Source organism: Allohoeflea poritis (assembly GCF_027889715.1).
Taxonomy (GTDB): Bacteria; Pseudomonadota; Alphaproteobacteria; order Rhizobiales; family Rhizobiaceae; genus Hoeflea_A; species Hoeflea_A poritis.
The window spans coordinates 299,608-313,845 of the sequence record NZ_JAPJZH010000003.1; the positions used below are offsets into that span (position 1 = coordinate 299,608).

A 14,238-nucleotide genomic window follows, 5' to 3' on the forward strand; every position below is an offset into this window, starting at 1 on the left:
GGGAGGAAGCAATGAATGTCCATTTGAAGTCAACCGCCGCGGCGGTGGCAGTCGCCATCGGCCTGGCGGCTCCAGCCAATGCCGCCGAACTGGTTTTTGCCCACGGCGCCAACGCCGGTAACCCGCGCTATGACGCCGCGAACATGTTCGCGGGGCTCGTTTCCAGTTGCACCGGCGGAGAGCTCACGGTCAATGTGGCACCGTCCGCGACGATGGGAAATGACGCTGAAATGATCACGTCCGTGCAGTCGGGCGTTATCGAAATGTCGGCCAACTCCCAGGGTGCAATGGGTCAGGTCGTGCCCGAAGTCGGCATGCTCGGCCTGCCATTCCTGTTTTCCAGTCTCAATGATGCCTGGGAGGCACTGGATGGCGAGGCCGGCGCGCTTATAGACCAGAAAGCCCAGGCCGCCGGGATGAAGGTCGTCGGATATTGGGACAACGGGATCCGCAACGTCACACACACCAGCAAGCATATCGCATCGCCTGATGACATTAAGGGTATGAAAATACGCACACCCCCGGACGAGGTCACCCTGGCGATGTTCAATGCGCTCGGCGCCAATCCGGCACCGCTTGCCTGGTCGGAACTGCCCTCGGCTCTGCGCTCCGGCGCGTTCGAAGGCCAGGAAAACCCGTTGACCAACATCCATTCAGCCAAGCTGCATGAGATCACGCCCTTTATCTCCATGACCGGCCACAAATACGAAACGACCCCGGTCGTTGCCGGGCTTGGCTGGTGGAATGGCTTGCCTGACGCGCACCGCGACTGTATCAGCAACGCAGTCACCCAGGCGGGATGGTACCAGCGCGGCCGCTCGCAGCTCGACAATCAGGCGCTGCGGGCAAAGATGGAGACTGAAGGTGCCAAATTCCTCGATGTGGACCAGTCGGTTTTCGCCGAGGCCACGGCATCGGTCTATGACCTCTACAGCGACAAATATGGCGACATCGTCAACCTTTTGCGCGGCAACTGAGTGTCATGAATGACGGCAACGACAAAGCGACGGGGTCCGCCGGCCCCGTCGAGCGCATTTTGTCGGCCGCAAGGCGGCTGATCCTCTATGCCGGCATCGCTATCTTCTCCACGACGCTTTCGGCGCTTTTCGTTGCGCTTTTCGTCAATGTCGTGCTGCGCTATGCCTTTGATCGCGGCATATCCTGGGCTTACGAGATTCCCTACATCCTGTTTCCCTGGGCCGTCGGCGGCGCGATCATCGTTGCCAGCTGCCTCGGCCGCAACATTCAAATCAATCTGTTTGCAAATCTCGTCCCGCTCGGCTCCCGGCGCCTGATCGGAACCTGCGTCAATGGCCTCGTCTTGCTGATCTGCCTGGTCGTGGTCTGGACGGCCACGCCCATCCTCAACGCATCGAAATTCATGCGGCTGGCGGAAACCGGTATCCCGCAATTTTACGGCATGTCGGGTCTCGTTGTCGCCTTTGTCGCCGTTGCCATCGTCTCGGCCATAGACCTTGTGCATCTCCTCCTTGGCGCGCCTTACCTGGACGGCAACGCCCCCGAAAAGAGCCTGAGTTGACACGATGTCAATAATCGTCGGCTGGGCCTTCGCAGTTCTTGTTGTTCTCTCGATGCCGATTGCATTCGCCCTGCTCGGCGGCGCGGCAATTGCCCTTATCGTCGAGGGGCGGCCGCTGGCGGTCATCATGCAGCGTCTTTATACGCCGACCCAGAGTTTCCCGATGCTGGCCATCCCGTTTTTCATCCTGGCGGGCAGCCTGATGATGTCGGGGCGGATCGGCGACCACCTCATCGCCTTCGCCAAGCTGGTGATCGGCCGCGTCCGCGGCGGCATGGGCCAGGTTTCCATCCTGGGTTCCGTCATGTTCGGTGGTGTGTCCGGGTCTGCCGTTGCGGACGCATCCGCGCTCGGAAACGCGCTGATCCCGGTGCAGGTCAAGGAAGGCTATCCGCCGGCCTTTGCCGCCGCCATCAACGCGTCGTCTGCCACGATCTCGCTGCTCATTCCGCCCTCCATTCCCCTCATCCTGTTCGGCCTCGTGACATCGACGTCGATCATCGATCTTTTTGTCGCCGGCATCATTCCGGGCCTCATGCTCGGCGCAGGGCTGCTGGGGGCGTGCTGGCTGACGGCCGTGCGTCGCGGCCTGCCGCCGTCACCCCTTCTTGGTGGTTTCTCGGTGTGGCGCGGCCAGGCCCTGAAAGCCCTGCCGGCTCTGGTCATGCCGGTATTTGTTATCGGGACGCTTCGTTTCGGGGTGGCGACGCCAACCGAGGTCAGCGTAATGGCGGTAGCCTATGCACTTTTCATCGGATCGGTCGTCTATCGGGACCTGGATCCGAAAACAATCCTTCGCGCGCTGACCGAGACCGCAGTGATGACCGGCGCCGTGCTCCTGATCATCATGGCGTCGTCGGTCGTTCAATGGATTCTGACGCTGGAGCAGGTGCCGCAGACATTGACCGACTGGATTGTCGGCAATCTCGACAAGGCCTGGATGGTCATTCTGGCGATGAACATCATCATGCTGATTGTCGGAACCGTCCTCGACCTGCCGGCAGCCATGCTGCTGCTTGGACCGCTGTTTATCGGAATTGCGCAGGCGATCGGACTGGACCCGGTCCAGCTGGGCCTGATGATGGTCATCAATCTGGCGATCGGGCTGTATACGCCACCGGTCGGAACGACGCTCTTCATCTCGGCGACCATCGCCCGAACGACCATCGGCAAAGTCGTGGTCGAGCTCTGGCCCTTCTACCTCGTATCCGTACTGGTGCTCGTCCTCGTGAGCTACGTACCGGCGTTGACGATCTACTGAATTTGGACCAAACGCAATTGGGTTCAAAATGTCGCGCCGACGGAAAAGCCTACCACCACGGCGTCGTCGATGCTGGATTTGCCGTCAGGATTAATAACGAACTGCACATCCGGCTGCACATAGAACGCCGGCAGGAGCTGGGCGCGATAGTTGACTTCAAGGATGGTTTCCGCAGTCTGGCCGGCCAAGTGCTCGCTGAACACGCCCGTGGCGGCAATAAAGGACAGGCTGTCGTTCGGGCGGCTGTCGAAAGGTCCGACATAGCTCAGGCCTCCGGCGGCCATAAACATGATTTCATTGAGGTCGGGCGGCGCGTAGCTGAGTGCGAGCCACGCCCACAATCCCCTGGAATAGCTGTCGTCCGCGCTGTAGAGCATCTGTTCGCCCATCGCGTAAATGCCCCATGTGTTGCGCTCGCTGTCACCCGTCTCCAGATTGGTCAGGCGCTCGGTATCGAAATAGCCGCCGACCTTGTAGGTGCCCGGCAATCCGCTTTGTGATGCCCTGTTACCGACATTCACACCAACCTCCGAAATGGCCAGAACGCCCGACCCGTCGGGCACGCCAAATTCGACACCGTGTTCGCTGGGATCTCCCAGGGTCGGATAAACCAGATATGCGCCAGTCTGTGCATACCAGCTGTTTCCAGGTTTCACCTTCACCCGGCCGCCCCAGACAGCATTCGGATAGGTTGGAAAGTTAATACTGCTCGCCCCGGCAATCGGGTTGCCGCAGATCCCCTGGTTGAGGGATGTACAGGCTGTGGCAAGCGTGGCGAAATCCTCGCCCGTGATGATCCGGCCGCCAACCAGTTCCGTGGTGTTGTTGAACAATTGTGTGCCAAGGGCGAGATGAACGAGACGCGTCGAAGGCCCGGCCTCTCCTGATGACGACAATTGAACCGGAAAGTGGTTGCCGATGTAGTTCGGCGTCAGGCCGATATTGCCGGTACCCAAATTGAACGAGGCCGTGAAATATGTCCGTTGGTCAATGTCAAGCAGGCGTGAGAAATCCACGAACGTCCCGAAGTTCCAGCTGCCGATCCAGCTTGCCCCGTCCGGTGTCTGCCCACCGATGGGATTTGCGGCAAACTGGCCGGAGTAAGCCGCAGCAAACGAGATACCCATCAGTTCCAGATCGTCGCGCAGGCCGCCCCAGCTTCCGAATACATTGGGAGCTTGCAGATTGCCGGAGAACCACCCCCAATCCTGCCCGGGCGTCCACGTCCCGGGGTGCAGCCAGGGTGTCGCCGTTTCCGGTCCTGCCGTGTCCCATCTTGCGGGATTAAACTGGCTGGATTTTATCCAGGGATTGATATCCGCCCAGGAAGGGGTCACCCCGGCCGTTAATCCCATGATCGCCAGTGTGGAGCCGAAGGCCCGGAAACGAAGTTTCTGCAAATGTGCCGACATTGGACTACTCTGGCCCTTCTTTTGCCCGGTGACCCGTCTTGCCGTACGCCGTGGCAGGGTCGCGGGCGATTTGTGATTCATGAACAGGAAGCTGCAAGCCTGGAGAAGCGGCAATGCGAACCGGTTTTGAATGGCGTTTCCAACGCCGTCTTCATCACACCGCAGGGTTCCGGCGTTCGAATATTGCAAACGCCGATCCTGTCTGTACGGCAACGCCTTATGCGTTTCTGCATCCTGCTCGTCCCAAAATGGTTTCTACTCGCTTCTCGGAGCCAGAGGCGCACCGCCGGGTCCGGGGGTCCCAAATGTCAGAACGTTGTTGACATAAGTGCGCATCGCATCCGCCCAGTCCGTCAACGTCTTGCAAATCGCCGGCTTGTCCGCGACGTCGACGGAGCAACGCAGCGATACGAAGTTGTTCAGGCTCATCGAAAGTTGCAGGGAAAAGTCCGACGAATACAGCTGACTGTCGCTGAACACCGCCCCGGCGGAAACGTTGCGATAGAACGTCATACGAAAATCCTGATGATCGCCGGCTGTCTTCGAATCGTCCAGGCCCAGGATGGGGCCGAGGGTCGAGAACTCCGGCAAGATCGCGACCGGCGGGAAGCCGGCGGTCTGATGGCACCCCATGCAGGAAGCCTGCGGATTGTCGACCGGACCGGCGAGACGGCCACCGTAGCCGAGATGATCGAGTGTGACGGGAGCGGTCGTCAGTTCCTTGAGCGCTTCCTCGTCAATCCACTGCTCCGTCAGTTTTTCCTGACTGCAGTTTCCGTCGGCATCACACGTCTGCGAATATGTGACTTTGGGGCTGTTTCCCCACTGGAGACCGAGGGGCACCATGCGATCCCAGACCGTTGCCCCACTGCGGGTGCCGTCATAGGCGAACGTTCCAAAAAGCCAGCCGGAAAAGCTGCGATCATCGCGCACGGCAACATCGATCTGCAACAGGCGGACGCTTTGGACCTTCCTCTCATAGCGCGAGATCGGCCCCTGATTGCGGACAGCCGGCTCTGTTTCGACATATATATCCGCCTGCCACTCGAGAGCATCCTTCATGGTCGGAAGCTGGGCTTCTTCGATTGTCGAAAACAGAAGCTTGATGATGTAGGAACCGTCGGCAAAATTGTTCAGTCCGGCGGGATCGGGATTGAGCGCCGACGGGTCAGGCGAATTGGGATCGCAATAAACCTGGCCAATACCGAAAGCGCCTCTGTCGTTGTAGTAGGCGCCCGACCAGGTATCGACCGATTTGGTCTGCAGTGTCGACAGTGTCTTCGGATTGGAATCGAATTCGTGGGTCAGGCCATGGACGAACTCGCGGCCGTCGGTCCCCGGCCAGTCGGCTGCGACTTCGGAGTTCCAATCCATCCAGGGCATCGAGTACCAGGACCGGACCTTGTTGTCTTCAACATAAAAATCGACCTCGACGTTACCCTCCAGACCATATTTGAGGAGTTCAGCCAGGTAGGTTTTCGGATCGGAGGGAGCGCCGTTCTCGAATTCTATCGCCATCCACGGATAGTCTTCCTTGGGTGGCAGCTTGTCAGGGTAGTCCTGGCTTAACTTGAAAACCCGACCGGTATAGTCGGCCGGCGGATCGCCACCCTCCCCTTGCAGGTAGTAATCCTTGAATTCGCCCCGCACACAGCCCTGTTTCGCATGGGCGTTGCGTTCATCATCCGATGAAGCCAACGCGCTGACAGGTGCGCCAATCGTGAAAATGCAAAAAACCGGGAAACAAAGACATACTGATCGGTTGAGGATGTTGGTCAGTCTCATGGCTATCGTTCCCTTTTTCTATGAGTGGTCATGTCTGGACGCCGGATCGACGATCAGGAAGTTTTGCATCATGCCCGTGTCTTCGTGCGGCAGGATATGGCAGTGGTAGACGGCCTTGCCGACGTACTCCTTGAAGCGCATGCGCACGACAACGGTTTCATTTACGGGGACCCAAATCGTATCCTGGATCAGGCCCGGCGGTTGCTCGATGCCGCCAATCGATACCACCTCGAATGAATTGACATGGATATGGAAGGGATGTCCCTCGATACCCCCGTGATGGGTGTCCTCAAGCGACAAATGCCATTCTTCCACGCCGCCCAGATCGACGACGGTCGGCACTTCCATTTCGCTGTAGATCGCATTGTTGATGAGGTAATCACCACCGACGACCTTGTTGATGATCCCGGGAACGCTGCCGGTGAAGACGATCTGGCGGACACGACTCACCTCTTCGGGTTCGATCAACGGATATTCGCGCGAGGGAACCGGCAGTTCGTCTGGCAGCGCCATATCCTGTGCCGGACCCTTCACCTCGATTTCCGCGACCACCTTGGCCGCACTTTCGAGGAACTGCCGATCGTGAGGGATTTGGCGTATCTGATAGACGCCGGGCGTTGCGTTTGCCTTGATCAGAAATTCGGCCCGATTGGCTGGCGCCAGGAGAAGCTGTCCGTCGGTTTCACTGTAACCAGTCGCCGGAATGCTGCGCACCTGCGGGAAATTCACCCCATCCATGGCAAGCAGGTGGACCTCATGCCCGTCGACGACAATCGGCATGAGATTGTCCGAACTGCCGTTGAGCATCAGGAAACGAACCACCTCACCCGGTGCAAGGGTGAAGCGCTGCGGCGTCAGTTGTGCTGGGACCGGGCTTGTATCTTCGTTGGGACGGTCATTGTGCGTCTCTCTGAAAAACGGCTCGCCATTGAGAAGGTAGTACCGGAGTTTGTAATCGCCGGTGGTGAAGCCGCCGTTCAGGGATGTCCTTTCGCCATTAATGGTGACGTATCCGCCATAAGTCTGCCAGATGGCGTTCTGAACCGGCTCGTAGGTCCACAAATCCGGGTCATCCTCGCTTGGGAACAGGCCGATGTCCTGAATCACGAGCGGGATCGAACGAGCAGCTTTGATTTCCGGGACTTCGTCGAGAGCGCCCTTTACGATGAGGGGCCCCGCCATTCCGCTTGCCGCCTGGACCGCCGTCGCACCATGTTTGTGCGGATGATACCAATTGAGCCCGGGAGGGTGATTTTCCGGAATTTCGAAGACATAGTCGAGATGTTCGCCGGGCGGGATCTTGATCATCGGCGCGAGCGGCTCGGAGGTCCCAATTGGAACGAACAGATGCGGCAGCACATCCATGCCGTGAAGATGAAGGGCCGTGTGGTCGAGGCCATGGGGTACATTGTGGTCGCCGCCCCAGGCGGACGAATCGTAGGGCGGCAACGAATTCTTCATTCGAATTCGCAGCGTCGTTCCCGGTGTCGCTGTAATTGTCGGGCCGGGAATCTGGTCATTGTATGCCCTGAGCCTCACCCGATTGCCGTCAAGGACCGTCTCCTTGATAGCGCATTCGAGCACAATCCAATCGTCTCCGCTGACGGATGCAGTATCACTTTCCGCTTTGGCCAAAGACGACGTGCCCGCAACGCCAGCCACCGCCGCGAGTGAACCGCCGAGGACTTCCCGACGTGTTACCCTATCCATCTCGATTGCCCCTCTCCGGTGGCGTCTCTCCCGGCTTTGTGCGGCGCGATTCGCGCCCAAAACCTGATAAAAAAAATCGAGAGTTTGGGTGTAAAACGCAAGGAACTATAGCAAGACAGCAGTTTCAAATTTCGTAGGTCAAACGTATCACCGGGCTCGACAATCTGCCCGTCTGCGACGTCAGGCGAAGCCGCACAGCCTCTGCTATCCCGACGACGTCGTTATTGTGGCCGAATGCATGCACTGCAATCATCCAACGCGTGTCGCCGCTCAATTGGCCGTTCTGAATTTGACGTTTGTGGCTTCCGGTATAACGCGACGCCACGATAGTGGCATTGAGGATTTCGACACCGCTCAATCCTTTGCTCTTGTCGGTGGCGATCAGCGTCGTGACAGCCGTCTCCCGGACAACTTTACGGGGAAAACGGGTCATTGTGACTTTTGGGAGCTATCATCCAATCCGTTGTTCGATAGAATCGCAGACATGATGAGACAAGATGACCTGGTTCCCGCTCTCAAATTCGATGGCACGTCATTGGGCAGCAAGCACAGCTTCGATGCATGGCGTGAAGCCCTTCGATGCGTCTACGATATGACGCCTCTGGAGGACGATGCCGGCGCATTGGAAAACATGAACGGTTGGCTGGTGGACAATCTCATATTCACTGAGGTTTCCTTCTCGAGACAGACCTTCAGCCATCATGCCCACCACCTGCAGGACGCCAACTACCTGAGCTTGCAGATATACAGGTCCGGGAGTTCAGCAGGTGTCCTGGTGGATCAATCCTGGGCCATTAAGCCAGGCGAAGTGCACATCTATGATTTTTCGCGAGAGTTTCACTCAGCGGCAGAAAATTCTGTCGTTTCGGGTGTTAAAATCCCGCATGAGGCTGTCGGATATGATCCGGCAAAACACCCGGCGCACATGATGTTCTGTGGCAGTTCTGCCATTGGCAGTGTCTTGAGGGAGAGCTATTACGCGATTCAGCGCCGCCTGCCGGAACTCAACCTGGAGGAAGCTGCAGCCCTGGCGAATGGATTTTGCGGACTGGTGCGCGGCATCATCAATCCCAGAACGACAAAGCAGTCGACTCCAGCGAAAAAATTCGCCACTGAACGGCGCCTTGCCATGCGATCTTATCTGGACCGGCATCTATCGGATCCCGACCTCGGAATCGATGATCTGTTGGACGCATTTGGTGTTTCGCGGCCGTCAGTCTATCGCGACTTCGGCGATGCTGGTGGAGTAACGGCTTACATTAATGGGCGTCGTCTCGATCGCGCCTTTCATCAGCTTGTTTCCGCAAGCCCTTCACACGGGCGCGTCAAAGAAATTGCCTACCGGATCGGGTTCAATGACACATCACATTTCAGCAGGCTTTTCCGCAAGCGCTTCGGCATAACACCCGGAATGGTCATGACAGACCGGCGATTTGCAGTGGCACACCGCCAGCCGTCAGATCAGAACGCTTCCTCGCTCAACACCTCTCTGCTAAGCGACTGGTTCAATTGCATTTGACCGATATTGACCAATGTCTCACCGAAACAAAAAGCAATGATAATTTGAGACTGCTGTTCAATACAATGTGGTTGTAAGCAAGACAGGGTAATTCCGACAATCAGCCCAGGCATTCTGGTCGATTGATTCGCGACCAGCCCGACGTTTCGTGACGGCATCAGAGCGAAACGAAAGGTTGTTTGCGTTGCAATCCAGGTCGACCGGGGCTTTGGGGCGATCGTGCCTTGAAACACGAGGAGTGGGTCCAATGACAACCATAGATGCGAAGCCGTTTCCATATCAATTCGACATTGATCACATCGCATTGGTCTGCATCGATATGCAGCGCGATTTTTGCCTGCCGGGCGGCTTCGCCGAATCGCTCGGAAACAATCTTGGCAACATCCAGCCATGCATCCCGGTAATCGCCAAGCTCCAGGCTGCGTTTCGCAAAGCAGGCCTGCCGGTTATCCATACAAAGGAATGCCACAAGCCGGACCTTTCCGACCTTCCGACCGCAAAGCGCAATCGCGGCAATCCCAAGATAAAGATCGGTGATCCCGGACCGATGGGCCGAATACTGATTGATGGAGAAGAAGGCTCGGATTTCATTCCCGATTGCACGCCGCTGGAGCATGAACTGGTTGTCGCCAAGCCTGGCAAGGACACGTTCTACGGAACGAATTTTCATGAGTATCTCATGAAACGCAACATCACCAACCTGATCATCACCGGCGTGACGACGGAAGTTTGCGTTCAGACCACCATGCGGTGCGCGAACGACCGCGGATATGACTGCCTCCTGGTCGAGGACGGAACCGACAGCTTCTTCCCCGAATTCAAGGAATCCACTTTGAAAGCCGTTGTGGCTCAGGGCGGTATCGTCGGATGGACCTGCACGTCGGACAAAATTCTCGATCTGCTGGAAACACTCTAAAGGAGGAGCATGCAGGCGGCTTTGACCGGTTTCCCTTCCGTCAGAACGTCACCTGCATGTCGTACACCAGCCAATGACCCAACCGGTTGACTTATTGTTTCCGCACGTCGAACCCGGAAAAGTTCCTTACTGGCGCCTGGCATTGCGCGGCTGTTCGCAACTTTGCTTTCAGACAAATGAGTTAACGGGATTACTCTTCCTTGCAGCTGTCCTCGTTGCATCGCCGATTGCCGCGGCGTACATGTTGGCCGCGGCAATCATTGCACCCGGCGCCCGAATGCTGCTTGGAGACCGGGGTGTAACACTCGAAACCGGGTTGCCGGGCCTCAATCCCAGCCTTATCGCGGTTTCACTTCCTGCCTTTTACCAGACCGGCTGGACAAATCTCGAAATGTGGGGCGTGCTGATCCTGTGCGTGATCTGGGCAGTCTTGCTGGTGAAACTGTTGCTGGCAATCCTGCCCTTTCCAATTCTGGTTTTCCCGTTCCTGATCATATTCTGGGTTCTTGCTGCCATTGCGCCGTATACCGAAATTCTGGAACCGGTGAAGTTTTCGGCAGAACCTACGGAACTTTTCAGACCTTGGGTGGCCGTGCTGTTCAGCCTCGGTCAAGCGCTGTTTTCACCGACGATACTGTCAGGGGTGCTGTTTCTTGCCGGCATTCTCTTGAGCAATTGGCGACATGCGGTGATCGCCGTTATGGGCGCGGTCATCGGAACGGCCGTGTCCTACTATTACCGGGATGTTGATCCTGTGAGCGTCAATTTGGGTCTGTATGGTTTCAATGGTGTCTTGGCAGCCGTGGCTGCCTATGTGACATGCGGCGCCAAGCTGCGCCTGGCCGTCCTGGGTGCAATTCTTGCAACAATCCTGATACCGGCCGTTGCCCATTTCGGTGTTCAGTCGCTGTCCGCCCCGTTTGTTTTCACCACTTGGCTGCTGCTCCTTCTGGGTTGGATCGATGTCAATTGGTTCCAGGAAAACAAAGGCAGCAACAACAATGACGGCCCAACCACGGATTCGATTGCATCACCAAAAACGCAGGCAGGGAACTGACACATGACTTCTCCCAAAACAGCAACAGTACTTCCCCAACTGATCAACTATGCAAAACAGTTACGAGACACGGAAGATTGGGCCCCTTTCCGACCGGGAGTGACCGCACATTGGCTCTACAAAGAGGAAAACAACGGGCCTGCTGCCGTATTGCTGCGCTATGAACCGGGAGCCAGGGTCGCCCTGCACGAACACGTGGGCTACGAGCACCTTTTTGTTCTCGAAGGCGATCAATTCGATGAATATGGCGACTATCCGGAAGGCTGCTTTGTCATCAACCCGCCCGGAACCGCACATTCGCCGGGCAGCAGAGGCGGCTGCGTGGCATTGCTGATTTACGAAAAGCCGGTGCGGTTCGTTGAAACCGATTAGCAGTCAAATCAAGCCGGTCCGGATATCTGACACGATCCGGCTCACCGGCCAAGGCTCGGAGACGATCCCCGAAGCCAATTACCGGGCACAAGTCCTGCCCGCCGTCTTTGTTGAACCGACATTCAATACGTTATCAATCCAGACGGACCTTTCGATGCGGACGACGCACTTGTCGTTGGCTTCACGATCGGCAGCAGGTTTTGATTTTCGGATCCATGCCGATCGAAACCGCATGAATTTAGGGGCGTTTCGAACCTCATCGCGGATCTGACCCTATCCGCTGTGGGTTCTGAGCATGTCCCGGGCGTGCACGATGCCCGGGACATGCGTTGCGCGAAAGCTGATGCAATGCGCTTTAGAATTTGAGATTGCAGTCGCAGACAGCGACCAGGATACGCTGGTGGTAAACCGGTGCGCTGTCGCTGGACCAAGTCCTGGCGTGGATCTCGTAATAGGGCCCATCTGACGTCAGTTGGTAGGTTTTCAGCGTCTGTGCATCCGGCATCACCGTGGTCACCAGGTGCTCGCGCCCGGTGACCTTGAGATTCAGGCGTTCCTCGAGAAACGGCCGGATATTGGTCATCATCAGTTCATTGATGTCGACTGTGTCCAGTCCGCTCGCCAGAGAACATGGAAGGTACATATCGGCGCCCGCACGGGTTCCATCGAGCATCTGGAGCCGCCTCGTGATCCTGTAGCAGGCACGGTCAGCGCCCAGATGGTCCGACCAGAAGCCCGCATCGTCGACTGTTTCAAGCTGAATGCTCTCCTCCGCGATGCGCAAAGGCTTTCCGCTTTCCCTGGACTGAAAGCGAAAGTGCCAGACGGTTTCGGCCAAGGGCTCTTGCGCCGCAACACGCGTGCCGTCGCCGCGCCGGCGAATGATCAGGCCGACGTCACGAAGCTGCAGCAGGGCTGCCTGAACCGTGCCCAGACTTACGTCGAAAACTTTCGTGAGCGCCAGTTCGGACGGAAGGTAGTCGCCCGGTTTCAGTACCTTCGAACGGATCGCGTTTGAAATAGCCAAACGTGCGGCCGTCCGTTTGGTGCAGCGTTGAGAAGCCAAAACGGCTTTCATCTCTGCCGCAAGCACGTGGCAGACCTTCAGCTCCTCGGCATTCGGAAGATCGCCCGCCTGTGCCTTGCCGATGTTTTCAGCTGTTCCCACTCTTGCTCTCTTGCCACGCGGACCGAAGCAGCAGAATTACCGTCAGCCCGAAAAACGCAATTGCGATGGGGCTTTCCACTATGACGCTGATATCTGACTTATAAAGTAAGAGTGACTGGCGCAAGGATGTTTCGAACATGCCGCCAAGTATAAACCCAATGACCATGCAGACCACAGAGAAACCGGTGCGGCGCATCGCGAGCCCCACGGCGCCGAAGGCCAGCATCACCGCAACGTCGAACATCGACTGGCCGGGAAGATAAACGCCGACCATGCACAGAACGACGACCGCAGGCAAAATCAGTCCCCGCGGCGCTTTCGCGAAGGTGGCCCAGACGGGAATCCCGGCCTTGCCGATTATCAGGTGAATGCCGTTCGCCAACAACATGCTGGCAAACAGCGCATAGATCAGATCGCCATGCATGGTCATCATGAACGGGCCCGGCACAATGCCGTGAATGATGAATGCGCTTATCAGCAGTGCGGCGGCGATGTTGCCGGGTATGCCGAGTGCGATGGTGGGGACGAGGTTGGCGCCGACGACGGCGCTGTTTGCAGCCTCCGTAGCGACGATCCCGTCGGGGTTGCCGGTGCCGAAACTCTCCGGTTCACGCGAGGTACGTCGTGCTCCACCGTAGCTGAGAAACGCCGCCAGGGTCACGCCGAGACCCGGCAGCATACCGACACCGGAGCCGATCAGCGCGCCGCGTATGATGGTTCGCCAGTGGCTGAAGAATTCAGCCACTGGCAGCGCCGAACTGATCGTCACCGTCGGTCCGTCGTTCTCCTCCGACCGCTCGCCGCCAGACCGCCACAGGTCGAAAATCTGTTCAAGCACGGACGCAAGGGCCAGCGAACCGACCGCGACCGCCGTCAGCGGCAGCCCGTCGAACAGGTTGACATTGTCAAACGTCATGCGGGCCGAGCTGTCCATCGGATCAAGCCCGATGGTCGAAAGGAACACACCCAGCAATATGGCAAGGAGACCCTTGATCATCGATCCGCCGGAAATTCCAGCCAGCAGCGCGAAGGCAAAAACCAGCACGGCTGTAAATTCGAGCGGACCGAACTGCAGCGCGATGGCTGCCACCGGAACCACCAGAACGATAAGGAGCATGTCGGAAATCATGTCGCCGGTGACCGACGAGTAGAGCGCAAATTTCATTGCCCGCCGGGCTTCGCCCCTTTTGGCCATGGGATGGCCATCGAGCGCGGTGGCCGCGGCTTCCGGGGTGCCGGGGCTGTTCAACAGGATTGCCGGAATCGCGCCGCCGGACGTTCCTCCCTTGTTGACGCCGACCAGGAAGGCGATGGCCGTCAGTGGCGACATGTAGTAGCTGATCGGCACCAGGACAGCCAGCGCGGTCACGCTGCCAAGCCCGGGGATCGCGCCGATAACGATGCCGAGCGCGATGCCCAGCGCAATGAACAACAGATTGGTCAGCGTGAAAGCGGCGCCGAAGCCGGCGATCAACTGCTCAAGCATCGTACCCTCCCG

The 14,238-nt window shown here is 57.8% G+C and carries 13 protein-coding genes; 7 read left to right on the forward strand and 6 right to left on the reverse strand.

Going from position 1 to position 14,238, the window contains the following annotated elements; translation table 11 throughout:
* Positions 1–11 precede the first annotated feature (11 nt).
* From OOZ53_RS06770 to OOZ53_RS06780, 3 genes are read left to right on the forward strand one after another with little or no spacing between them, the layout of a single operon-like run.
* The gene (locus tag OOZ53_RS06770; RefSeq protein ID WP_271088598.1) at positions 12–977 is read left to right on the forward strand and encodes a TRAP transporter substrate-binding protein; all 966 of its coding nucleotides are present in this window, start codon (positions 12–14) and stop codon (positions 975–977) included.
* A gap of 5 nt (positions 978–982) precedes the next feature.
* Positions 983–1,540, forward strand: a complete 558-nt coding sequence (locus OOZ53_RS06775) for a TRAP transporter small permease (RefSeq protein WP_271088599.1) — start codon at positions 983–985, stop codon at positions 1,538–1,540.
* Between the two features lie 4 nt (positions 1,541–1,544).
* The gene (locus OOZ53_RS06780; protein WP_271088601.1) at positions 1,545–2,801 is read left to right on the forward strand and encodes a TRAP transporter large permease; all 1,257 of its coding nucleotides are present in this window, start codon (positions 1,545–1,547) and stop codon (positions 2,799–2,801) included.
* 23 nt (positions 2,802–2,824) lie between these two features.
* Here OOZ53_RS06780 and OOZ53_RS06785 read toward each other — a convergent pair whose 3' ends face one another.
* The 4 genes from OOZ53_RS06785 to OOZ53_RS06800 all read right to left on the reverse strand — a co-directional run bounded on the left by OOZ53_RS06785 (position 2,825) and on the right by OOZ53_RS06800 (position 8,141).
* The gene (locus OOZ53_RS06785) at positions 2,825–4,213 is read right to left on the reverse strand and encodes a carbohydrate porin (RefSeq protein ID WP_271088603.1); all 1,389 of its coding nucleotides are present in this window, start codon (positions 4,211–4,213) and stop codon (positions 2,825–2,827) included.
* Positions 4,214–4,468: 255 nt separating this feature from the next.
* Positions 4,469–5,998: a hypothetical protein gene (locus OOZ53_RS06790; protein WP_271088605.1), complete on the reverse strand. Its 1,530-nt coding sequence runs from the start codon at positions 5,996–5,998 to the stop codon at positions 4,469–4,471.
* Between the two features lie 18 nt (positions 5,999–6,016).
* A complete protein-coding gene (locus OOZ53_RS06795) occupies positions 6,017–7,708 on the reverse strand; it encodes a multicopper oxidase family protein (RefSeq protein ID WP_271088607.1) in 1,692 nt (563 codons plus the stop codon).
* 124 nt (positions 7,709–7,832) lie between these two features.
* Positions 7,833–8,141: a hypothetical protein gene (locus OOZ53_RS06800; protein ID WP_271088608.1), complete on the reverse strand. Its 309-nt coding sequence runs from the start codon at positions 8,139–8,141 to the stop codon at positions 7,833–7,835.
* A gap of 51 nt (positions 8,142–8,192) precedes the next feature.
* On the opposite strand from OOZ53_RS06800, the gene OOZ53_RS06805 reads away from it, so the two are divergent.
* From OOZ53_RS06805 to OOZ53_RS06820, 4 genes are all read left to right on the forward strand, one after another.
* Complete coding sequence (locus tag OOZ53_RS06805) at positions 8,193–9,227, forward strand: helix-turn-helix domain-containing protein (RefSeq protein ID WP_271088609.1); 1,035 nt, start codon at positions 8,193–8,195, stop codon at positions 9,225–9,227.
* 247 nt (positions 9,228–9,474) lie between these two features.
* Positions 9,475–10,143: a cysteine hydrolase family protein gene (locus OOZ53_RS06810; protein ID WP_271088610.1), complete on the forward strand. Its 669-nt coding sequence runs from the start codon at positions 9,475–9,477 to the stop codon at positions 10,141–10,143.
* Between the two features lie 73 nt (positions 10,144–10,216).
* Positions 10,217–11,200 (forward strand): urea transporter, encoded by a 984-nt coding sequence (locus tag OOZ53_RS06815; protein ID WP_271088611.1) that lies wholly within the window; start codon positions 10,217–10,219, stop codon positions 11,198–11,200.
* A gap of 3 nt (positions 11,201–11,203) precedes the next feature.
* Positions 11,204–11,572 (forward strand): cupin domain-containing protein, encoded by a 369-nt coding sequence (locus OOZ53_RS06820; protein ID WP_271088612.1) that lies wholly within the window; start codon positions 11,204–11,206, stop codon positions 11,570–11,572.
* A gap of 355 nt (positions 11,573–11,927) precedes the next feature.
* Here OOZ53_RS06820 and OOZ53_RS06825 read toward each other — a convergent pair whose 3' ends face one another.
* Together OOZ53_RS06825 and OOZ53_RS06830 are read right to left on the reverse strand one after the other, a co-directional pair.
* Positions 11,928–12,740, reverse strand: a complete 813-nt coding sequence (locus OOZ53_RS06825; protein WP_271088614.1) for a GntR family transcriptional regulator — start codon at positions 12,738–12,740, stop codon at positions 11,928–11,930.
* Positions 12,727–14,226, reverse strand: coding sequence for a tripartite tricarboxylate transporter permease (locus OOZ53_RS06830; protein WP_271088615.1), 1,500 nt, complete (start codon positions 14,224–14,226; stop codon positions 12,727–12,729). The genes OOZ53_RS06825 and OOZ53_RS06830 overlap by 14 nt, the downstream gene beginning before the upstream one ends.
* Positions 14,227–14,238 lie beyond the last annotated feature (12 nt).

Coding starts and splice junctions, on each gene's coding strand:
- OOZ53_RS06815 (WP_271088611.1), top strand. CDS start 10,217: ATGACCCAACCGGTTGACTTATTGTTTCCGCACGTCGAACCCGGAAAA.
- OOZ53_RS06780 (WP_271088601.1), top strand. CDS start 1,545: ATGTCAATAATCGTCGGCTGGGCCTTCGCAGTTCTTGTTGTTCTCTCG.
- OOZ53_RS06800 (WP_271088608.1), bottom strand. CDS start 8,141: ATGACCCGTTTTCCCCGTAAAGTTGTCCGGGAGACGGCTGTCACGACG.
- OOZ53_RS06785 (WP_271088603.1), bottom strand. CDS start 4,213: ATGTCGGCACATTTGCAGAAACTTCGTTTCCGGGCCTTCGGCTCCACA.
- OOZ53_RS06775 (WP_271088599.1), top strand. CDS start 983: ATGAATGACGGCAACGACAAAGCGACGGGGTCCGCCGGCCCCGTCGAG.
- OOZ53_RS06830 (WP_271088615.1), bottom strand. CDS start 14,226: ATGCTTGAGCAGTTGATCGCCGGCTTCGGCGCCGCTTTCACGCTGACC.
- OOZ53_RS06810 (WP_271088610.1), top strand. CDS start 9,475: ATGACAACCATAGATGCGAAGCCGTTTCCATATCAATTCGACATTGAT.
- OOZ53_RS06790 (WP_271088605.1), bottom strand. CDS start 5,998: ATGAGACTGACCAACATCCTCAACCGATCAGTATGTCTTTGTTTCCCG.
- OOZ53_RS06770 (WP_271088598.1), top strand. CDS start 12: ATGAATGTCCATTTGAAGTCAACCGCCGCGGCGGTGGCAGTCGCCATC.
- OOZ53_RS06820 (WP_271088612.1), top strand. CDS start 11,204: ATGACTTCTCCCAAAACAGCAACAGTACTTCCCCAACTGATCAACTAT.
- OOZ53_RS06805 (WP_271088609.1), top strand. CDS start 8,193: ATGATGAGACAAGATGACCTGGTTCCCGCTCTCAAATTCGATGGCACG.
- OOZ53_RS06795 (WP_271088607.1), bottom strand. CDS start 7,708: ATGGATAGGGTAACACGTCGGGAAGTCCTCGGCGGTTCACTCGCGGCG.